The organism is Streptomyces sp. NPDC087859 (assembly GCF_044742595.1).
GTDB classification, from domain to species: domain Bacteria; phylum Actinomycetota; class Actinomycetes; order Streptomycetales; family Streptomycetaceae; genus Streptomyces; species Streptomyces canus_F.
Genome location: NZ_JBIUUU010000004.1, coordinates 257,324 through 273,520 on the forward strand (window position 1 = coordinate 257,324; position 16,197 = coordinate 273,520).

Annotated in this window: 16 protein-coding genes; 8 read left to right on the plus strand and 8 right to left on the minus strand. The window is 71.9% G+C overall.

What is annotated here, in order from left to right:
- The first annotated feature begins 41 nt into the window (after nt 1-41).
- On the plus strand, nt 42-1,361 hold the full coding sequence (locus ACIOHP_RS11300) for an MFS transporter (protein ID WP_401885819.1): 1,320 nt from the start codon (nt 42-44) through the stop codon (nt 1,359-1,361).
- A 22-nt stretch (nt 1,362-1,383) separates the two neighbouring features.
- Here ACIOHP_RS11300 and ACIOHP_RS11305 read toward each other — a convergent pair whose 3' ends face one another.
- Nucleotides 1,384-1,977: a flavin reductase family protein gene (locus ACIOHP_RS11305; RefSeq protein WP_361538404.1), complete on the minus strand. Its 594-nt coding sequence runs from the start codon at nt 1,975-1,977 to the stop codon at nt 1,384-1,386.
- Nucleotides 1,978-2,059: 82 nt separating this feature from the next.
- Here ACIOHP_RS11305 and ACIOHP_RS11310 point away from each other — a divergent pair, with 82 nt between their 5' ends.
- Nucleotides 2,060-3,001 carry a hypothetical protein gene (locus ACIOHP_RS11310; RefSeq protein WP_401885825.1) on the plus strand — a complete coding sequence of 314 codons (942 nt, stop codon included), beginning with the start codon at nt 2,060-2,062 and terminating at the stop codon, nt 2,999-3,001.
- Nucleotide 3,002: 1 nt separating this feature from the next.
- Here the strand turns inward: ACIOHP_RS11310 and ACIOHP_RS11315 are convergent, their stop codons facing one another.
- The 5 genes from ACIOHP_RS11315 to ACIOHP_RS11335 form a co-directional block, all read right to left on the minus strand.
- Nucleotides 3,003-3,794 (minus strand): enoyl-CoA hydratase/isomerase family protein, encoded by a 792-nt coding sequence (locus ACIOHP_RS11315; protein WP_401885831.1) that lies wholly within the window; start codon nt 3,792-3,794, stop codon nt 3,003-3,005.
- Nucleotides 3,794-6,019 (minus strand): acetate--CoA ligase family protein, encoded by a 2,226-nt coding sequence (locus ACIOHP_RS11320; RefSeq protein WP_401885836.1) that lies wholly within the window; start codon nt 6,017-6,019, stop codon nt 3,794-3,796. Before ACIOHP_RS11320 ends, ACIOHP_RS11315 begins: the two co-directional genes overlap by 1 nt.
- Before the next feature lie 119 nt (nt 6,020-6,138).
- Complete coding sequence (locus ACIOHP_RS11325; protein ID WP_401885839.1) at nt 6,139-7,662, minus strand: flavin monoamine oxidase family protein; 1,524 nt, start codon at nt 7,660-7,662, stop codon at nt 6,139-6,141.
- Nucleotides 7,663-7,816: 154 nt separating this feature from the next.
- The gene (locus ACIOHP_RS11330) at nt 7,817-9,007 is read right to left on the minus strand and encodes a flavin-containing monooxygenase (protein ID WP_401885843.1); all 1,191 of its coding nucleotides are present in this window, start codon (nt 9,005-9,007) and stop codon (nt 7,817-7,819) included.
- Nucleotides 9,008-9,255: 248 nt separating this feature from the next.
- Nucleotides 9,256-10,863 (minus strand): subtype B tannase, encoded by a 1,608-nt coding sequence (locus ACIOHP_RS11335; protein ID WP_401885845.1) that lies wholly within the window; start codon nt 10,861-10,863, stop codon nt 9,256-9,258.
- A 201-nt stretch (nt 10,864-11,064) separates the two neighbouring features.
- On the opposite strand from ACIOHP_RS11335, the gene ACIOHP_RS11340 reads away from it, so the two are divergent.
- From ACIOHP_RS11340 to ACIOHP_RS11355, 4 genes are read left to right on the plus strand one after another with little or no spacing between them, the layout of a single operon-like run.
- On the plus strand, nt 11,065-11,514 hold the full coding sequence (locus ACIOHP_RS11340) for a DoxX family protein (protein ID WP_361538390.1): 450 nt from the start codon (nt 11,065-11,067) through the stop codon (nt 11,512-11,514).
- 15 nt (nt 11,515-11,529) lie between these two features.
- Nucleotides 11,530-11,922, plus strand: a complete 393-nt coding sequence (locus tag ACIOHP_RS11345; RefSeq protein WP_401885851.1) for a Zn-ribbon domain-containing OB-fold protein — start codon at nt 11,530-11,532, stop codon at nt 11,920-11,922.
- A 55-nt stretch (nt 11,923-11,977) separates the two neighbouring features.
- Nucleotides 11,978-12,580, plus strand: a complete 603-nt coding sequence (locus ACIOHP_RS11350) for a GNAT family N-acetyltransferase (protein WP_401885856.1) — start codon at nt 11,978-11,980, stop codon at nt 12,578-12,580.
- Entirely contained in the window at nt 12,577-13,446 is an 870-nt protein-coding gene (locus ACIOHP_RS11355; protein ID WP_401885859.1) for a GNAT family N-acetyltransferase, read from the plus strand. The genes ACIOHP_RS11350 and ACIOHP_RS11355 overlap by 4 nt, the downstream gene beginning before the upstream one ends.
- A gap of 51 nt (nt 13,447-13,497) precedes the next feature.
- Here the strand turns inward: ACIOHP_RS11355 and ACIOHP_RS11360 are convergent, their stop codons facing one another.
- Together ACIOHP_RS11360 and ACIOHP_RS11365 are read right to left on the minus strand one after the other, a co-directional pair.
- Nucleotides 13,498-14,163 (minus strand): pyridoxal 5'-phosphate synthase, encoded by a 666-nt coding sequence (locus ACIOHP_RS11360; RefSeq protein WP_401885862.1) that lies wholly within the window; start codon nt 14,161-14,163, stop codon nt 13,498-13,500.
- A gap of 26 nt (nt 14,164-14,189) precedes the next feature.
- Nucleotides 14,190-14,618, minus strand: a complete 429-nt coding sequence (locus tag ACIOHP_RS11365; protein WP_401885866.1) for a pyridoxamine 5'-phosphate oxidase family protein — start codon at nt 14,616-14,618, stop codon at nt 14,190-14,192.
- Nucleotides 14,619-14,867: 249 nt separating this feature from the next.
- On the opposite strand from ACIOHP_RS11365, the gene ACIOHP_RS11370 reads away from it, so the two are divergent.
- Together ACIOHP_RS11370 and ACIOHP_RS11375 are read left to right on the plus strand one after the other, a co-directional pair.
- On the plus strand, nt 14,868-15,032 hold the full coding sequence (locus ACIOHP_RS11370) for a hypothetical protein (protein ID WP_401885869.1): 165 nt from the start codon (nt 14,868-14,870) through the stop codon (nt 15,030-15,032).
- Nucleotides 15,033-15,098: 66 nt separating this feature from the next.
- The gene (locus tag ACIOHP_RS11375) at nt 15,099-16,181 is read left to right on the plus strand and encodes a hypothetical protein (RefSeq protein WP_401885874.1); all 1,083 of its coding nucleotides are present in this window, start codon (nt 15,099-15,101) and stop codon (nt 16,179-16,181) included.
- Nucleotides 16,182-16,197 lie beyond the last annotated feature (16 nt).

Sequence of the window (16,197 nt, forward strand, 5' to 3'; positions counted from 1 at the left end):
GCCAGTGGATCGGCGGGCGGCCAGGCCGGAAGCTCTATGTCGTGACCCAGACAACCGAAGCCGCCGCACAGGCACCCCGCACGGGAAAGAAGCGCACCCGCCTCCACCGCACCCGCATCCACCGCGCCTGGTTCGTCGCCGCCGTCACCTTCGTGACGATCATCGGCGCGGCCGCCTTCCGCTCGCTGCCCGGACTGCTCATCGACCCGTTGCACGAGGACTTCGGCTGGTCGCGCGGCACGATCGGCGCGGCCGTCTCGGTCAACCTCGCGCTGTACGGGCTCACCGCACCCTTCGCTGCCGCGCTGATGGACCGCTACGGCATCCGCCGGGTCGTCGCCGTGGCGCTGACCGTGATCGCGGCCGGCTCGGGGCTGACGGTGTGGATGACGGCGGCCTGGCAGCTGCTGCTGTGCTGGGGCCTGCTGGTCGGTCTGGGCTCCGGCTCGATGGCGCTGGCGTTCGCGGCGACGGTCACCAACCGCTGGTTCACCGAACGGCGCGGCCTGGTCACCGGCATCCTGACGGCCGCCTCGGCCTCCGGCCAGCTGATCTTCCTGCCCGCGCTGTCCTGGATGGTGGAGAACCACAGCTGGCGCCCGGCGGCGGTGACGGTGTCCCTCGCGGCCCTCGCGGTCGTCCCCTTCGTCTGGCTGCTGCTGCGCGACCACCCGGCCGACGTGGGCCTGAAGCCGTACGGCGCGAAGGAGTTCGTGCCGAAGCCGGAACCCGTGCCGGGCGCCGGCCGCCGCGCGGTCACCGTGCTCTTCAAGGCCGCCCGCACCGGCCCGTTCTGGCTGCTCGCCGGCACCTTCGCGATCTGCGGCGCCTCCACCAACGGCCTGATCCAGACCCACTTCGTGCCGGCCGCCCACGACCACGGCATGCCCATCACGGCGGCGGCCTCGCTGCTCGCGGTCATCGGGGTGTTCGACGTGGTCGGCACCATCGCCTCGGGCTGGTTCACCGACCGCTTCGACGCGCGCCGGCTGCTCGCGGTGTACTACGCCCTGCGCGGCATCTCGCTGCTGTTCCTGCCCATGCTGCTCGGGCCGAGCGTCCACCCGCCGATGCTCTTCTTCATCGTCTTCTACGGCCTCGACTGGGTCGCCACCGTCCCGCCCACCGTCGCCCTGTGCCGTGAGCACTACGGCGACGACAGCGCGATCGTCTTCGGCTGGGTCCTCGCCTCGCACCAGGTCGGGGCGGCCCTCGTCGCCTTCGTCGGCGGTGTGGTGCGGGACGTCTTCGGCGAGTACGACATGATCTGGTACGCGTCCGGGGCGCTGTGCGCGGCGGCGGCGCTGATGGCGCTGGTGATCCGGCGCAGGCCGGCCGCGCTGGTCCCGGCCGTGCCGTAGGGCCTGTCCGGCGGACCAGGCCCTAGACGAACCGCCCCTTGTGGAACAGCAGGGGTGCCCGGTCCTCGTCGCCCGTCCCCAGCGCGTCCACCCGCCCCACCACGATGAGGTGGTCGCCGCCGGTGTGCACCGCGTGGATCGTGCAGTCGATCCACGCGAGCGTGTCCGCCAGTCGCGGTGAGCCGGACGCCGGTGCCGCGTCGAAGGCGACGCCCGCGAACTTGTCCGCGCCGCTCACCGCGAAGCCACGGCACAGCTCGCCCTGGTGGGCGGCGAGGACGTTGACGCAGAAGACCCCGGCGCGGGCGATACGGGGCCAGGTCGTCGACGTACGGCCGACCATGAAGGCGACGAGGGGCGGGTCGAGGGACAGGGCGGCGAAGGACTGGCAGGCGAAGCCGGCGGGGCCCTCCGCGCCCTCGGCGGCGGGTGAGGTGACGACGGCCACGCCGGACGCGAAGCTCCCGAGCACCCGCCGGAACTCGGTCGGTCCGACCGGCGCACGCTCGTCCTCGCGGACACAGCGCAGCTCGGGCCGCGGCAACGCCTCCACGGGTGCCGCGCCGGCCGACCGGAGATAGCGGACGGCGGCCTCGGCCATACCTGCTTGTCCCATCACACGTCCCATTGAAGCTGACGGTTCGTCAGATAGGAAGGGGTGTGCGAGGGCGGCGAAGGCGGCTGCGTACGCTGCGCGCATGGGGTGGGGAGACATACGGCGGGAGCTCGGGCGTGCCCGGCGGGCCGGGGACGCGGTCACGGTGAACGCGGCCGCTGCGGTGGGGGCGGCACAGCTGCCGGCGGCCCTTCTGATCGGGTACGTCGGCGTCACGACGGGCGATGACTATGGTGGCTCGGGCTCCGCGTTCGGGCTGGTCTGCCTGTTCCTCCTCGCACCGCTGTGGATGCCGTTCCTGGGACTGCTGCACGCGTGCGCGCAGACCCTGCCGGCCGCCGTGCTCGCCCGGCTCACCGTCCGCCGCGCCGGCGGACCCGAGTGGCTGTGGCACCTGGCGTGGGCGGCAGTACTCGGGGTGGTCTGGGCAGGGGCCGTCGCCGTGCCGGGCGGCCTGCCGTTCGCCGCCACGGCCGCCGCCTTCGTGGCCCTCGGGGTCCTCCCGGTGCTCGGTGTGGCGTACTTCGGGCGCAGTGGCCGGTCCCGTGAGCGGGCATGGGGGTGTGCGGGGACCTGGATCCTGTCGGCGGGCGTTTCCTTCGTGCTGTTCATGGTCGTCTTCGGGGGCGCCGTACTGGCCACCGAGACCGGGATCGTCAAGGAGTACGAGCCCCCGAAGCTGTCCGCCGGGCAGCTCGCCGGCGTATGGCGTGGCGAGGACGGCTCGGTCCTGCGGCTGCACCCGGGCGGCCGGGCCGAACTCACCGCGCTGCCCACCGTGGCGGAGCACGACGACTGGTCCGCCGACCCGCCCTACACCGTGTGCGAGGGCACCGGCGCCTGGGAACCGGTGCGGGCGGACAAGGACGAGGACGCGGACCGTGACGGCGTCGGCCTGCGCCTCGACGGCGGATGCGGGACGCCGACGCTCTGGACGATCGGCGGCACCGAGCGCGAGCCCGAGCTGTTCGTCCTGTTCGGCGACCCGGACGCGGGAGCCCTGCGGATCCTCACCCGGGACTGAGTCACCGCCCCCGGAACTCCGGGCTCCGCCGCTCCACGAAGCTCGCCACCCCCTCCTGGGCGTCCTCGGTCGTCATGTTGATCTCCTGCGCGGCGGCCTCCGCGGCGAACGCGGTGGCGCGGTCGCTGTCGAGGGAGGCGTTGACGAGCTGCTTGGTCAGGACGAGGGCGCGGGTCGGCCCCGCGGCGAGGCGGGCCGCCCATTCACGGGCCGTCTTGTCCAGCTCCCCGTCCGGCACGACCCGGTTGACCAGGCCGAGACGCTCGGCGTCGGCGGCACTCAGCGCGTCTCCGAAGAACATCAGCTCCTTGGCGCGCCGCGGACCGATCAGCCGGGTCAGCAGATACGCGCCACCTCCGTCCGGCACGAGTCCCCGGCGCACGAACACCTCGATGAACCGGGCCGATTCGGCCGCGAGGACGAGGTCGCAGGCGAACGCGAGGTGCGCGCCGATGCCCGCCGCCGTCCCGTTCACCGCGGCGATCACGGGCTTCTCGCAGTCGAGGACGGCCGTGATCAGCCGCTGGGCGCCGAGCCGGATCGTGCGGGCGACGTCACCGGGGACCCGGTCGCCGCCCGCGGGCGCGCCGCGTAGATCCGCGCCCGCACAGAACCCCCGCCCCGTACCGGTCAGCACCACGGCCCGCACCTCCGGGTCGCCGGAGGCGTCGCCGAGCAGCCCGATGACGTGGTCCCGCTGCCCGGGGGTGAGGGCGTTGAGGGCCTCGGGCCGGTCGAGCGTGATGTGCGAGACCTGGTCGCGCGTCTCCTGGCGCACCCCTGCCGACGCCATCAGCGGCACACCGCCAGCGCGTCCAGCGCCACGGCACCCTGCCCGCGGGGCAGCACCATCAGCGGGTTGATGTCCAGTTCGGCCAGCTCGTCCCCGAGCTCCAGCGCCATGCGCTGCACCCGCAGGACGACCTCGACGAGCGCGTCGAGGTCCGCCGGGGGGCGCCCCCGGACCCCGTCCAGCAGGGCCCGCCCGCGCAGCTCACCGCACATGTCCCGGGCCTGTTCCTCCCCGAAGGGGGGCACGCGTACGGCGGTGTCGCGCAGGACCTCGACCAGCACCCCGCCGAGCCCGACCGTGACGGTCGGTCCGAAGAGGTCGTCATGGGTGACGCCGACGACCATCTCGACACCCCGCTCGACCATCTGGCAGACCAGGACGCCGTCCAGGGAGACGCCCTCGTAGCGGGCGATGTCGGTCAACTCCCGGTAGGCGTCCCGGACCTGGCTGGCGGAGGTGAGCTCGATCTTCACCAGGCCGAGTTCGGTCTTGTGGGCGATCTGCGCGCCGGACGCCTTCATCACCACCGGGTAGCCCACCTGGCCCGCCGCCCGTACGGCCGCCGCCGCGCTGGTCACCAGCTGCTCGCGCGGTACGCGGATGCCGTACGCCCGCAGCAGTTGCTTCGCCGCGTGCTCGCTCAGCTGCTGGCCCGGGCGCATCAGGGCCTGCGCCTTGCGGAAGGACGGGGACGTGGTGCGCGGGGCCTCGTCGAGGGGGGAGCGGTAGGCGGCGACGAAGCGGTGGTGGTCGAGGTAGGCGCGGACCGCGGTGATGCAGTTCCCGACCGTGCGGAAGGTGGCCACCCGGGAGGAGCCGAGGAGGACCTCGCGGTAGGCCGGCTCGGTGCCGACCGGCGAGCCCCACACCACGCAGACCAGCTTGTCCGTCCGCTCGGCCGCGTCCACCAGGTCCTGGACGAGCTTGTCGCTCAGGGGCGGGAAGGGGCCGGTGACCGGGCAGATCAGCACCCCGACCGCCGGGTCGTCGAGGATCGCGTCGATGATCTTCCGGCCGCGCCAGTCGCCGACCGGATGGCCGCCGTTGTCCACCGGGTTGGCCACGTTCAGGTACTCGGGTATCCACTGGTGCAGTTCGGCCTGCTTGGTGTCCGAGAGGGTGGGCAGCCTCAGCCCCGCCTCCGTCGCCAGGTCGGCGAAGTGCGCGCCCGTGCCGCCCGAGATCGAACAGACGACGACCCCCTCGGCGCGCGGCGGGCGGGCGCGGGCCAACAGGGCGGCGGTGTCCTGGAGTTCGTCGAGACCGTCGACCCGAATCACCCCGTACTGCCGCATCGCCGCGTCCACCACCGCGTCCGCGCCGGTCAGCTTGCCGGTGTGGGAGGCGGCCGTGCGGGCGCCGGTCTCGGTGCGGCCCACCTTGACCGCGACCACCGGCACCTTGCGGCGGGCGGCCCGGTCGGCGGCGAGCAGGAAGGAACGGCCGTCCTTCAGTCCCTCGACGTAGCAGGCGATCGCGCCGACCTCGGGCCGCTCGGCGAAGTAGGAGAGGAAGTCGGCGGTCTCCAGGTCGGCCTCGTTGCCGGTCGGTGCCCAGTGGGAGAGGCGGATGCCGAGTTCCTGGAGAGCGAAGACGGGGCGGCCCTGGTGACCGGACTGGGTGATGAGGGCGATCGCCGGTCCGTCGAGGTCGTCGCGGAACCGCTCGAAGGCGTTGAGGTTGGTGTTGGGCCCCAGCAGCCGTATCCCCGACCGTCGTACGGCGGCGGAGAGCCGGGCCTGCGCGGCGGCGCCCTCCTCGCCGGTCTCCGCGAACCCGGAGGCGAAGACGACCGCGAACTTCACCTTGGCCTCGGCGAGTTCCTCGACCACGGGAAGGGGGTCGGCGATCAGCAGCACGGCGAGATCGACCTGTTCGGGCAGGTCGGCGACGGAAGGGGAGCAGGGGATGCCGAAGACGGACGGGCGGGTGGGGTGCACCGGGTGCAGCCGGGCCCCGACCCGCTCGGCCCAGGCCACCAACTGCCGGGTGACACCGGTGTTCGGGCGCCCCTCGGCGTCGGAGGCGCCGATGACGGCGACCGACTCCGGCCGGAAGAACCGGTCCAGATCGGGGACGTCGCAGTACAGCGGCCGTCCGCTGACGTCGAGGTCGTCGACATCGGCCGGCCTGCCGTGGACGGCGGGCCCGGGTTGCTCGCCGCAAGCGATGACCCGGGCCCGGCGGGAGTCGGTGGTGAGGGTGCCGTGGGTTGATCCAAGCATCGGTCCGCCCGCTCCTGTGTGACAGCGATTAACTGACGCAGTGTCAGATTAAAGGAACTGACGCTGTGTCAGGAATGGCTGTGCACACAAAGTTGGGCAGAGCACGCCGACGGCACCGCTCACAGCACCGCCAGTACCTCCTTCGCCACCCGCTCGCCCGACCGCACCGCACCGTCCATGAACCCCATCCAGTGGATGGAGGTCTCCGTGCCGGCCCAGTGGATGCCGCCGACGGGAGCGCGCAGGGAGGGGCCGTACTGGGTCAGGACGCCCGGGGCGGCGATGGATACGGGGCCGCCCCGGGTGTAGGCCTCGTTGTTCCAGCGTTGCAGGACGAAGGAGGTGGGGGAGGCCGCTTTCGCGCCGAAGTAGGTCGTGTAGTCCTTCAGGACGGCCGCCTTGACCTCCGCCTCGCTCGCCCCGTCGTACTTGCGGGCCTCGTCGGCCTCGATGAAGCCCATCAGGGCGCCGTAGGAGGCGTCGGGCGGGGAGTTGTCGAAGGTGGAGCTGATCACCCCGGTGTCGCTGACGACCTGGCCGTTGAGGCCGTCGGCACGCCAGAACGGGGTGTCGTAGATCGCGATGGCCTTGCCGACCGAGGCCATCGGCAGCCGCTGGGTGAGCTGGTCGCGGGAGGCAGGGAGCAGCGGGTCGTAGGTGATGCGGGCGGCGATCGGCGGGGGCACGGCGACGACGACCTTCTTGGCGGTGACGGTGGTGCCGTCGGCCGTCACGACGTACTTGCCGCCGGACTTGGCGATGGTGCGCACCGGGGCGTTCAGCACCACCCGGTCGCCGAGGGTGGCGGCGAGCTTGATCGGCACCAGCTGGGAGCCGCCGACGAAACGCAGTTCCTGGGCGCCGTTCGCGGTCTCGGTGAGGCGCTCCAGGGTGCCGACGTTGGTCTCGTTGCCCGCGGCGGCGATGTAGAAGAGCACGAACAGGAAGGACAGTTCACGGGGTTCGGCCGAGAAGATCGAGGTGCAGGCCACGTCGAAGAGGAACTTGGCCGACGGGATGACGGCGTTGGCGCGCAGCCAGGTCTCGAAGGTCTGCCGGTCCCATTCATCGGCCTTCGCGGCGGTCCAGGGCGCGTCCACCGGTATCTGCTTGGCCAGGTCGTCCAGGGTGGCCTGCACGATCGCGGCGTTGGCGAGGCCGGCCGCGTCGATGGGCGGGACCGAGCCGAGGAGACCGTCGGTGGCGTACGCGGTCTTCTTGCCGTCCTTGTAGAGCAGGTTCTTGCCGGTGTTGTAGGTGGCGAAGGTGCCCACGCCGAGGGAGTCCGCGAGGGCCTTGATGCGGTCCTGAGTGGGGCCGATGAACTCGCCGCCGCCCTCGGTGACCCCGCCGTTCGCGAGCGGGAGGTTCACGACCCGGCCGCCGACGCGGTCGCGGGCCTCCAGGACGATCACGGATTTGCCGGCCGCCACCAGGTCGCGGGCCGCGGTGAGGCCGGCGAGCCCGGCGCCGATGACGACCACGTCGGCCTCACGGGTGGCCGCGGCGGCGGGCGAGGCCGCGGTGCCGGCGAGGGCGGCGGCACCGGCGGTGGCGGCGGCACCGCCCAGCAGGGTGCGGCGGGAGAGCCGGGAGGGCCGGGGGAGTTGGGCGGGCTGGGGGAGCTGTCTTTCACGTGCCACGTGCATCCTCCGTCAGGTGCGAGAGGTTGGAGTGGAGCCAGAACATGAACAGTGCTCACATTCTGGCCCCATGCGGTGGCGCCGTACAGCTCTCCGGGCACTTCTGACCCATGAGTAACGAAAGCGGTACGTCAGCGAGTTGAGGGTTCCCGCGTCAGACGGGAAGCCTGGAGACCTGCCGGGCCCCGTCCTTGGCGATCGCCTTCGCGATCTTCACCGCGTCGATCGCCACCTCGCGGAACGTGCCGCTGATGGGGGTGACGAAGCCGGTGAAGTGGAGGCCGGGCGCGTTCTGCGGGGTGCCGGCGCCGTTGACCACCGGCAGCCCCCGCGCGTCGAGGACGTCGAGGTGGCCGACGAGGTCCTCCAGGGAGCGGGCGTATCCGGTGGCCGCGATCACGGTGTCCGGGGTGACGCGGGTGCCGTCGGCGAGGAGCACCTCGTCCTTCTCGAAGCCGTCGACGGCGGCCACGACCTCGACCTCGCCCTTGCGCACGGCGTCGATGAGGCCGACGTCCTGGACGGGGATGGCCCCCTGGTGGACCCGGGTGTAGAGGCCGGTGTCGGGGCGGGGCAGGCCGTGCTCGGACAGGTCGGGCACGCTGAGCTTCGCCAGGGGCCGGGCGAGCCGGTCGACGAGCCCGACCGGCAGCCGTCGTACGAGCACACCCGTGTACTGGGCGGCCCAGCCCGCCGTCGAGCGGCGGACGATGTGCGGGGCGGTGCGCACGGACAGACGGACGCGTTCGGCCCCGCCCTCCACCAGGTCCACGGCGATCTCGGCACCGGTGTTGCCGATGCCGACGACCAGGACGTCCCGGCCGGCGTAGGGCTGGGGGTTGCGGTAGTCGGCGGCGTGCACGAGCTCGCCGGGGTAGGTGGTGAGGCCCGGCCAGTCCGGCACCAGCGGTGTGTGGTTGTACCCGGTCGCCACGACCACCGCGGCGCCGGTCAGTTCGCGGCCGCCGGTGGCGTGCAGAAGCCAGCCGGTGCCGTCCGGGGAGCGTTCGACGCGGGATACCTCCACGCCGGTGACGATCTCCAGCTCATGGTGCTCGGCGTACTTCTCCAGGTAGCGGACGACGTCGTCGCGCGACACCCAGCGCCCGAACCGGCGCGGCATCGCGAGCCCCGGGAGGGCCGAGAGGCGGCGGGTGGTGTGCAGGTGGAGCCGGTCGTAGTGGCGCCGCCAGGACGCCCCGACGCGGTCGGACTTCTCCAGCACCACGGCACGTATGCCCTGGGCCCGCAGCGCGTGGGCGACGGCGAGCCCGCCCGGGCCGCCGCCGATGATGTACACGGGGCGGGCGGTGGAGGGCGCGGGGGGCGCTGCGGAGTCGGCCATGTGCGCGAGCGTAATCAGGGTTCAGGTTGATGGGTCTCGGTCAAGACCGGAATTGGTTTCGGATTGATCACGCCTGTAGGAGGAGTGGGTGGGGCTCGTGGCGTACGTCACCTGGTTGTGCCGGAGGAGTGTGGGAAAGCCGCGGCGCCGAGCCCGCGTACGAAGGGCTCGGCGCCGCGGCGGGCGGTGGCCGGGAACTTATGACGGGAAACCGGCACCGCGTCCTCGGGGGCCTGTACGGCCGGGGGCTACCGCTTCTTGTGGCCCGTCACCTTGGCGATCCAGGTGATGAAGTCGCCCGGGTCGGTGTTCGCGCCGTGGCCCTGGTCCCAGTAGTAGAGGTGATCGACGTCGTCCCCGAGGCCGTTCGCGGCGGCGGCGATGTTGGCGGAGATGACGTGCGAGGTGTCGGTGTCCTTGGTGCCGAGGCGGATCCACCAGTGCTTCGAGCGGCTCGGGTTCTTCCGCTCCAGGTGGTACATCGGGTTCATCTGGTTCAGCTTCTCGGGGATGTCGCTCGCGACCCGCTTGCTGCTGAGGCCCGTGGAGTCGTTCTTGGCGCCGTATGCCGTGAAGTGGCGGCTCTCGGTGGTGCCCGCGCCGAACTCGTTGTTCTCGCCGGCCGACAGGTCGAAGGCGTCGAAGGCCGGGACGCTCTTCTTGCGGGCGCCGACGTGGGTGAGGAAGTCGGCCCAGGAGAAGGTCGCCCTGCCGCCGGACCAGGTGATGAAGGTGTTCTCGGCCAGGTACGTCGCACGGTCGGAGGCCGAGAGGGCGGCGAGGTAGGCCGTCGCGGACGGCTCCATGTACTGCTTGAGCAGGTACGCGTCGTAGTTCCGGGCGGTCAGCGTGCCGAAGCGGCCCAGGCCCTTGAGCTTCAGGGACGCCTGGTACTCGGCGAACTGCGCCCGGAGCTCCTTGGAGACCGTCTGGTCGACCTGCTTGCCGGTGCTGAGCTCGTTGGTGCCCCAGTTCCACTCGTAGGCGCCGTCGGCGTGCTCGAGGTCGGTGATCGGGCACCAGGCGCCGGTCGCGAAGATCGCGTCGGAGGCGTCGGCGGCGCCGAGCGCCTTGAGGTCCTTGTCGTAGAGCTCGCTGTCGCCGGAGGCGCCGAGCAGCGCGGAGACGGCGCCGCCCGCGCTGGTGCCGGCGGAGACGATCCGGTCGGTGTCGCCGGGGATGCGGCCCTTGTTGGAGCGGATGTAGCGGACCGCCGCCTTGAGGTCGACGATCACGGTGGGGGCGGTGCCGTAGTACGCGCCGGAGGAGTTCTTGAGGGTACGGCCGCGGGCGCCGGGCTCGATGACGACGTAGCCGGCGGCGAGGGCGAGGAGCTGGTTGCTCGCGGTGGCACCGCCGGTGGCGTTGGTGTTCCCGTTCCCGTTCGCGTTGGGGGCGGTGGCGGTCGAGGCGCTGGGTGCACCGCTCGGCGCACCGCCGCCGGACATGCCCCCGGCCCCGATCCCGGTGGCGTCCGCCACCGAGGACGGCATGTACCCGCCGATGGAGTTCGCGAACAGGATCGGCGCGTTCGAGGCGTCGATCGTCTTGCCGTCGATCTCGACGGGGACGCTGACGACCAGGCTCTGGTACTTCTCGTCCACCGGCTTGGCGACGTAGGTGATCGCCTTCCAGAAGTGGTAGGTCACCGAGTGCTCGGTGCCCTCCGTGTCGGTGACGGTCGTCGTCAGCTCCGTGTAGGCGTCCTTGTCGAAGACCAGGGTGTCGGAGGAGGACGAGCCGCTGCCGGTGTCGGACGCCTGCGCGTTCAGGGCGATGCCGCCGACTGCCGCGACACCGGCGGTCGCGCCGATGCCCAGAACGACGCTCCTGCGCCTGACTGCCCTGTGCTTCACGGTGAGGCCTCTCGCTCGCACGATCCCGGGATCGCTGTGGTTTCTCCTTGCGTCTGCGAACGTAGGTGAGTGCCGACAACATTGCCAACAATCTCGCCGTATTCATCGCGGCCGCACAGCTTCGAGGCCGCCGCACAGGTTTCTCCCACGTGGAACACACGGTCTTCCCTGCGGGGCTTTATCTGACGTACCGTCAGATCCATGGACTCCATCTGGCTGACGGGCGCGCAATGGCTGGCCCTGCTGCGGATCGGGCTCGGGCTGTGGTGGCTGGAGAGCTGGCGGCACAAGGACAGGAAGGGCTGGTTCGAGCGGGGGACCGGCATCGCGTGGGCGGCGGACGTCGCCGCCAAGCACCGCTGGAACGCGGTCCGTTCGGGCTTCGAGACGGTGGTCGCGCCCCGGCCGCGGACGATGGCGTACGTCGTCGTGTACGCGGAGCTGGCGGTGGGGCTGGGGCTGGTGGCCGGCCTGCTGACCCCGGTGGCTCTGGTGGGCGGGCTGCTGCTCAACGTCCTCTACTTCACGCTGATGATCCATGACTGGGCCGAGCAGGGGCAGAACGCCATGATGGGGCTGATATCGGTGGTCGCGTTGTTCGGGATGTCCTGGCAGAAGTGGTCGCTGGACGCGGCGCTGGGCCTTTTCTGAGGGAGGGGGCTCCTGATGGACGCGCGCTTCGACGTGCCGGAGCCGGACGCTTTCACGCGCACCTACTGGGACGCGGCCGCAGCGGGGCGGCTGCTCGTACGCCGCTGCGGGGCGTGCGGACGCACCCACCACTACCCCCGCGAGTTCTGCCCGCACTGCTGGAGCGAGGACGTGACATGGGAGCCGGCGAGCGGCCGGGCCGAGCTCTACACCTGGTCCGTCGTCCACCGCAACGACCTGCCGCCCTTCGGGGAGCGCACGCCCTACGTCGCCGCAGTCGTCCAACTCGCCGAAGGGCCACGGATGATGACGGAACTCGTGGACGCCCCGCCGCGGACACTGCGGGCCGGCATGGCGCTGGAGGTCGGTTTCCGGCAGGGAATCCCGGTGTTCCGGCCGCGAGGATGAGATGTTCCGCCGGAGAGGGGTGATCAGCGCCCCTCCTTCCGTATTCAATGGCCCGATGGCCCATACACGTGAACGGTCCCCGAGCCACCCCGCTCCCGAACTGCTCGGCCACGGGCTGCGCCTGCGCCACTGGGACGCGGACTCCGACGCCGACGCCGAGATCTGGCTGCGCGGCCGCTCCGACCCGGAGTTCCGGCGCTGGAACACCCCCCTGAAGGCGATCGCCGACCTCGACGACGCCCGCGCCTCGCTCCGCGCGGCCGCGGAGGCCGCGGCGGACGGCGTCAGCGTCGCCTTCCGCGTCACGGACGCGATCAGCGACACGACACTGGGGCACGTCGGCGTCCACGAGATCGACCACGTCGTACGGGTCGCCCGCATCGGCTACTGGGTCCTTCCCGAGGCCCGCGGCCACCGCGTCGCCGCCCGCGCCCTCACCCTCGTCGCCCGCTGGACCTTCACCGACCTCCGCCTCCACCGCCTCGAACTCGGCCACGCCCTCGGCCACGACGCGTCCTGCCGGATAGCGGAGCGCTGCGGATTCCCCTACGAGGGGACGCTCCGGGGCGCGATGTTCGAGGCGGGACGGCAGGACGCGTTCCGGGATGTCCATCTGCACGCCCGGCTGGCCACGGATCCGGAGGTGGCGGGTCGATGAGGTGGGTGGTGATCGAGGATCTCGATGAGTTCCTCGGCGTTGCCGGAACCTTCCTGCACTCGCGGCCGGTGCTGCACACCGTCCCGCTGACGGTGACCGAGACACTGCGGGTGCGGGGGCCGCAGGCGTACGGGGCCGAGGCGCCGGTCTTCGGGGTGCTGGAGGCTGAGGGCGCGGTCCGGGGGGCGTGGTTCTGTACGCCGCCGTACCGGCTGACCCTCACGCCGCTCGCCGTGGCGGAGACGGAGGAGGGGGTGATGCTGGAGGCGCTGGCCGAGCAGCTGGCGGGGCTGGGGCACGCCCTGCCGGGGGTGTCCGCCGAGCAGCCGACGGCCGCTGCCTTCGCGGAGGCGTGGCAGCGGCGCACGGGTGCCAAGGCCGAGCTGTGTCAGCGCCAACGGCTCTACCGCCTCGGTGAGTTGACGCCGCCGTCGCCGATGCCGCAGGGGCGGGCCAGGGTCGCGGGGGCGCGGGACCGCGAGCTGCTGGTGCGCTGGCACGAGGAGTTCGCCGAGGCCGTCGGGAATGTCGCCGCCGGTGACGCCGAGTCGTGGGCCGACGCCCGGATCCGGTACGGGGGCGTGGTCCTGTGGGAGACCCCGGACGGGGTGCCCGTGTCCATGGCCGGGACGCACCCCATGGTCGCCGGGCAGGTGCGGGTGGCGCCCGTCTATACGCCGGCCGGGCTCCGGGGACGGGGGTACGCGGGAGCCGCGACGGTGGAGGCGAGCCGGGGGGCGCTGGCGGCCGGGGCGCAGGACGTGCTGCTGTTCACGGATCTGGCGAACAGCACGAGCAACGGGCTGTATCGGAGGGTGGGGTACCGGGGGGTGGCCGAGTTCGAGGTCTACGACTTCCTGGGGTGAACGCCGGCCGGGTGGGCGGCGGCGGTGATCGGCGGACGCGGGCCCGTCCCGTCAGGGCCAGAGCAACGTCGACGTCCACCCCTCCTCCGTACGGCGATACGCCAGCCGCACATGGCGTCGCCGGGCGTCCCCCTGGAAGAACTCCACCTCCTGCGGGGCCAGGCGGTACAGGGTCCACGTCGGGACCGGGGCGTCCGGTCGGGACTGGGCCTCGGTCCAGGCCGTCTCGGAGGCCTCGGCCAACTCCTCCAGCGAGCCCAGGACTTCGCTCTGGCGGCCGGTGAGCGCGGCGGCCAGGGCTCCCGTCGAGCGGGCGTGGAGGTCGGCCTGGCCCTCCTGGGCGGGGGCCGCGGTGACCGGGCCGCGGACGCGGACCTGGCGGCCCAGGGCCGGCCAGTAGAAGCCGAGGGCGGCGTAGGGGCGGGTCGCGAGGTGGTGGCCCTTGCGGCTGGTGACGTGGGTGGCGAAGGTCCAGCCCGTGGTGTCGGCGCCGTGCAGCATCACCGTGCGGACGTCCGGGTGGCCGGCCTCGTCCGAGGTGGCCAGGGACATCGTGTGCGGTTCGGGCTGGCCCGCCGCCACCGCCTCCGCGAACCACTCCGTGAAGAGGGGGAGTGGTTCGGCGGGGGCGGTGGCCGGGTCGAAGGGGGGCAGGGTGGTGGCCTCGGGGGCCCATACCCGCAGTGATCTCAGGAGTGCGTGAAGATCTGTTCCCATGACACGATTCTCACCCGGGGTGCCGTCTACAACGAACCGATGTCCGAGGACACCCAGCGTTCCGGGCGCAGCCGGATGATCACCTGCTCGCCGTGGTTCTTCCAGGCGAAGTCGACGTACCCCTCCACCTTCTCGGGCGGCAGGTAGCGCGCGGAGATCTCCCGGAGGAGTTCGATCGTGGCGGGGGTGGTGTCGAGGACCGGGCCCTCCACCGACACGTACTTCAGCTTCGGCTCGACCGTGTCCACCATGAGGGAGAAGCGGCCCGCCGCCTCGATCAGCCGTTGCTTGCGGGAGCCGAGGCCGGTGAGGATCCAGATGTCGCCGCCGGGCTCGTACTGGTACCAGATCGGCACGGAGAGCGGCGCCCGTCCCTCTCCGCCGTCCACCGACAGCGCGGCCACGTGGGGTTCGGCCAGGAATTGCTCGCGTTCCAACCGGGTCAGGGCGGTCATACGGTTTCCTCCAGAGGTGTGCGGATGCCTCACGAACTCACCGTTCCGGTAGGCCACAACGCCGGCTGAGGGGCCGGATGTTCCCGCCCGGTGCGGGTGCGTCGAAGGGCGCGGCGCCAGTACGTTGATCCCCGGGCCGGAGAGGGAGAGCGGGACAGCTGTGAACACCGAACGGACGTGGTGCACGTCGAGCCGCAGCGCAGACGCGGGCACCGCCTGCCTCGACACGGCCCCTGCCCCCACCGTCCGTTGAGGCGCCCGGCCGCGGCGGTCCTCCTCGCCGCCTCCCTCACCGCGTGCGCCGGCGACGGCGAAGAGCCGCCGTCCCTCACCGCACCCGCGGTCTTCTACCTCCGCCCCCAGGGCGACAAGGCCGGCGTGCGGGACAAGATGCCGTACGAGCTCAAGGCCTAGGACGGTGCCCAGCCCGGCGTCCGGATGCTCGCCGCGGATGTGCCGAAGGGTGCGCAGGACACGGTCGTGATCCGCAAGTACGGCGGGTGCGAAGGCAGTTCGGCACATGTGACGTGCGAGGTGGACGGCGACTACAGCAACTGGGCCGACGCGCCCCGCGCCAAGGTGGTGGCGGCCGAGGGGGCCGAGGTCGGGGACTCGGCGGTCGTGACCTACACGTACACCACGAAGGACGGGAAGAAGCTCACCGCGAGGACCCGGTTCGTCGTGGGGGAGCCGGTGGTGGAGGCGCTGGCGCCCGAGTACGAGAAGGACGGGCCGCGTCCCGGGGCCGAGCTGACGGACTCCGTCGTCGTGCGGAACACCGGGGAGCTGCCGGTGAAGGGGTTGGGGGTGGAACTGAGCTCGAGCACCGCGGGGTTCGCCGAGAAGTACTCCAACTGCCGTTACGCACCGCAGAGCGAAGACCATGTCGCCGTCTGTGAGTTCCCGGAGCTGACGATCGATCCCGGGGAGACCGTCGTCCTGCGGCCCGCCGTGCGGCTGCGTACGACGGAGGAGGACATGTACGTCTCCTACGGCAAGGACGTGTGGGCGCTGGACATGGGGCCGGGGCACTACAAGACCTATCCGAAGGGCGGCGACTTCGGTGACGGCCCGGAACTGCGGCCCGAGACGGTCAAGGCCGTAAAGGGGCCGTACATCGGGGGCGGCGGGAGTACGTACGTCGTGCTCGACTCCTACGCCGACTACGAGGTCTCCGATGTGGCCCTGGTCGGCGAACCCGGCGACGAGCGCACCTTCGAGATCACGGTCCGCAACAACGGCCCCGCCGACGCCGGTGCGGCGGCCGAGGTGGTGTTCAGCCCGCCCTTCGGGACGGCCATGGTGAAGCAGCCCATGGAGGAGATCGACGAAGACGTCCACCAGGAGTACTGCGAGAGCAACGGGTTCGCGTACACCTGCGCCGTCGGATTCCTCGAGCCCGGCGACTCCCGCTCCTTCGAGTTCACCATGACCCTGGGCGAACCGGGCGAGGGCACCCTGTCCCTGGAGGAGCCGGACCCGGCCGGCCCCTGGGACGTCGGCCGCCGGGACCCGGATCCGGACAACGACGAGGCCGTCATCACGGTCCGGGGCGAACGGTAGGCGGGGTGTCCGGCGC

Coding starts and splice junctions, on each gene's coding strand:
- ACIOHP_RS11305 (WP_361538404.1), bottom strand. CDS start 1,977: ATGGGACAAGCAGGTATGGCCGAGGCCGCCGTCCGCTATCTCCGGTCG.
- ACIOHP_RS11310 (WP_401885825.1), top strand. CDS start 2,060: ATGGGGTGGGGAGACATACGGCGGGAGCTCGGGCGTGCCCGGCGGGCC.
- ACIOHP_RS11315 (WP_401885831.1), bottom strand. CDS start 3,794: ATGGCGTCGGCAGGGGTGCGCCAGGAGACGCGCGACCAGGTCTCGCAC.
- ACIOHP_RS11320 (WP_401885836.1), bottom strand. CDS start 6,019: ATGCTTGGATCAACCCACGGCACCCTCACCACCGACTCCCGCCGGGCC.
- ACIOHP_RS11330 (WP_401885843.1), bottom strand. CDS start 9,007: ATGGCCGACTCCGCAGCGCCCCCCGCGCCCTCCACCGCCCGCCCCGTG.
- ACIOHP_RS11340 (WP_361538390.1), top strand. CDS start 11,065: ATGGACTCCATCTGGCTGACGGGCGCGCAATGGCTGGCCCTGCTGCGG.
- ACIOHP_RS11345 (WP_401885851.1), top strand. CDS start 11,530: ATGGACGCGCGCTTCGACGTGCCGGAGCCGGACGCTTTCACGCGCACC.
- ACIOHP_RS11350 (WP_401885856.1), top strand. CDS start 11,978: ATGGCCCATACACGTGAACGGTCCCCGAGCCACCCCGCTCCCGAACTG.
- ACIOHP_RS11355 (WP_401885859.1), top strand. CDS start 12,577: ATGAGGTGGGTGGTGATCGAGGATCTCGATGAGTTCCTCGGCGTTGCC.
- ACIOHP_RS11360 (WP_401885862.1), bottom strand. CDS start 14,163: ATGGGAACAGATCTTCACGCACTCCTGAGATCACTGCGGGTATGGGCC.
- ACIOHP_RS11365 (WP_401885866.1), bottom strand. CDS start 14,618: ATGACCGCCCTGACCCGGTTGGAACGCGAGCAATTCCTGGCCGAACCC.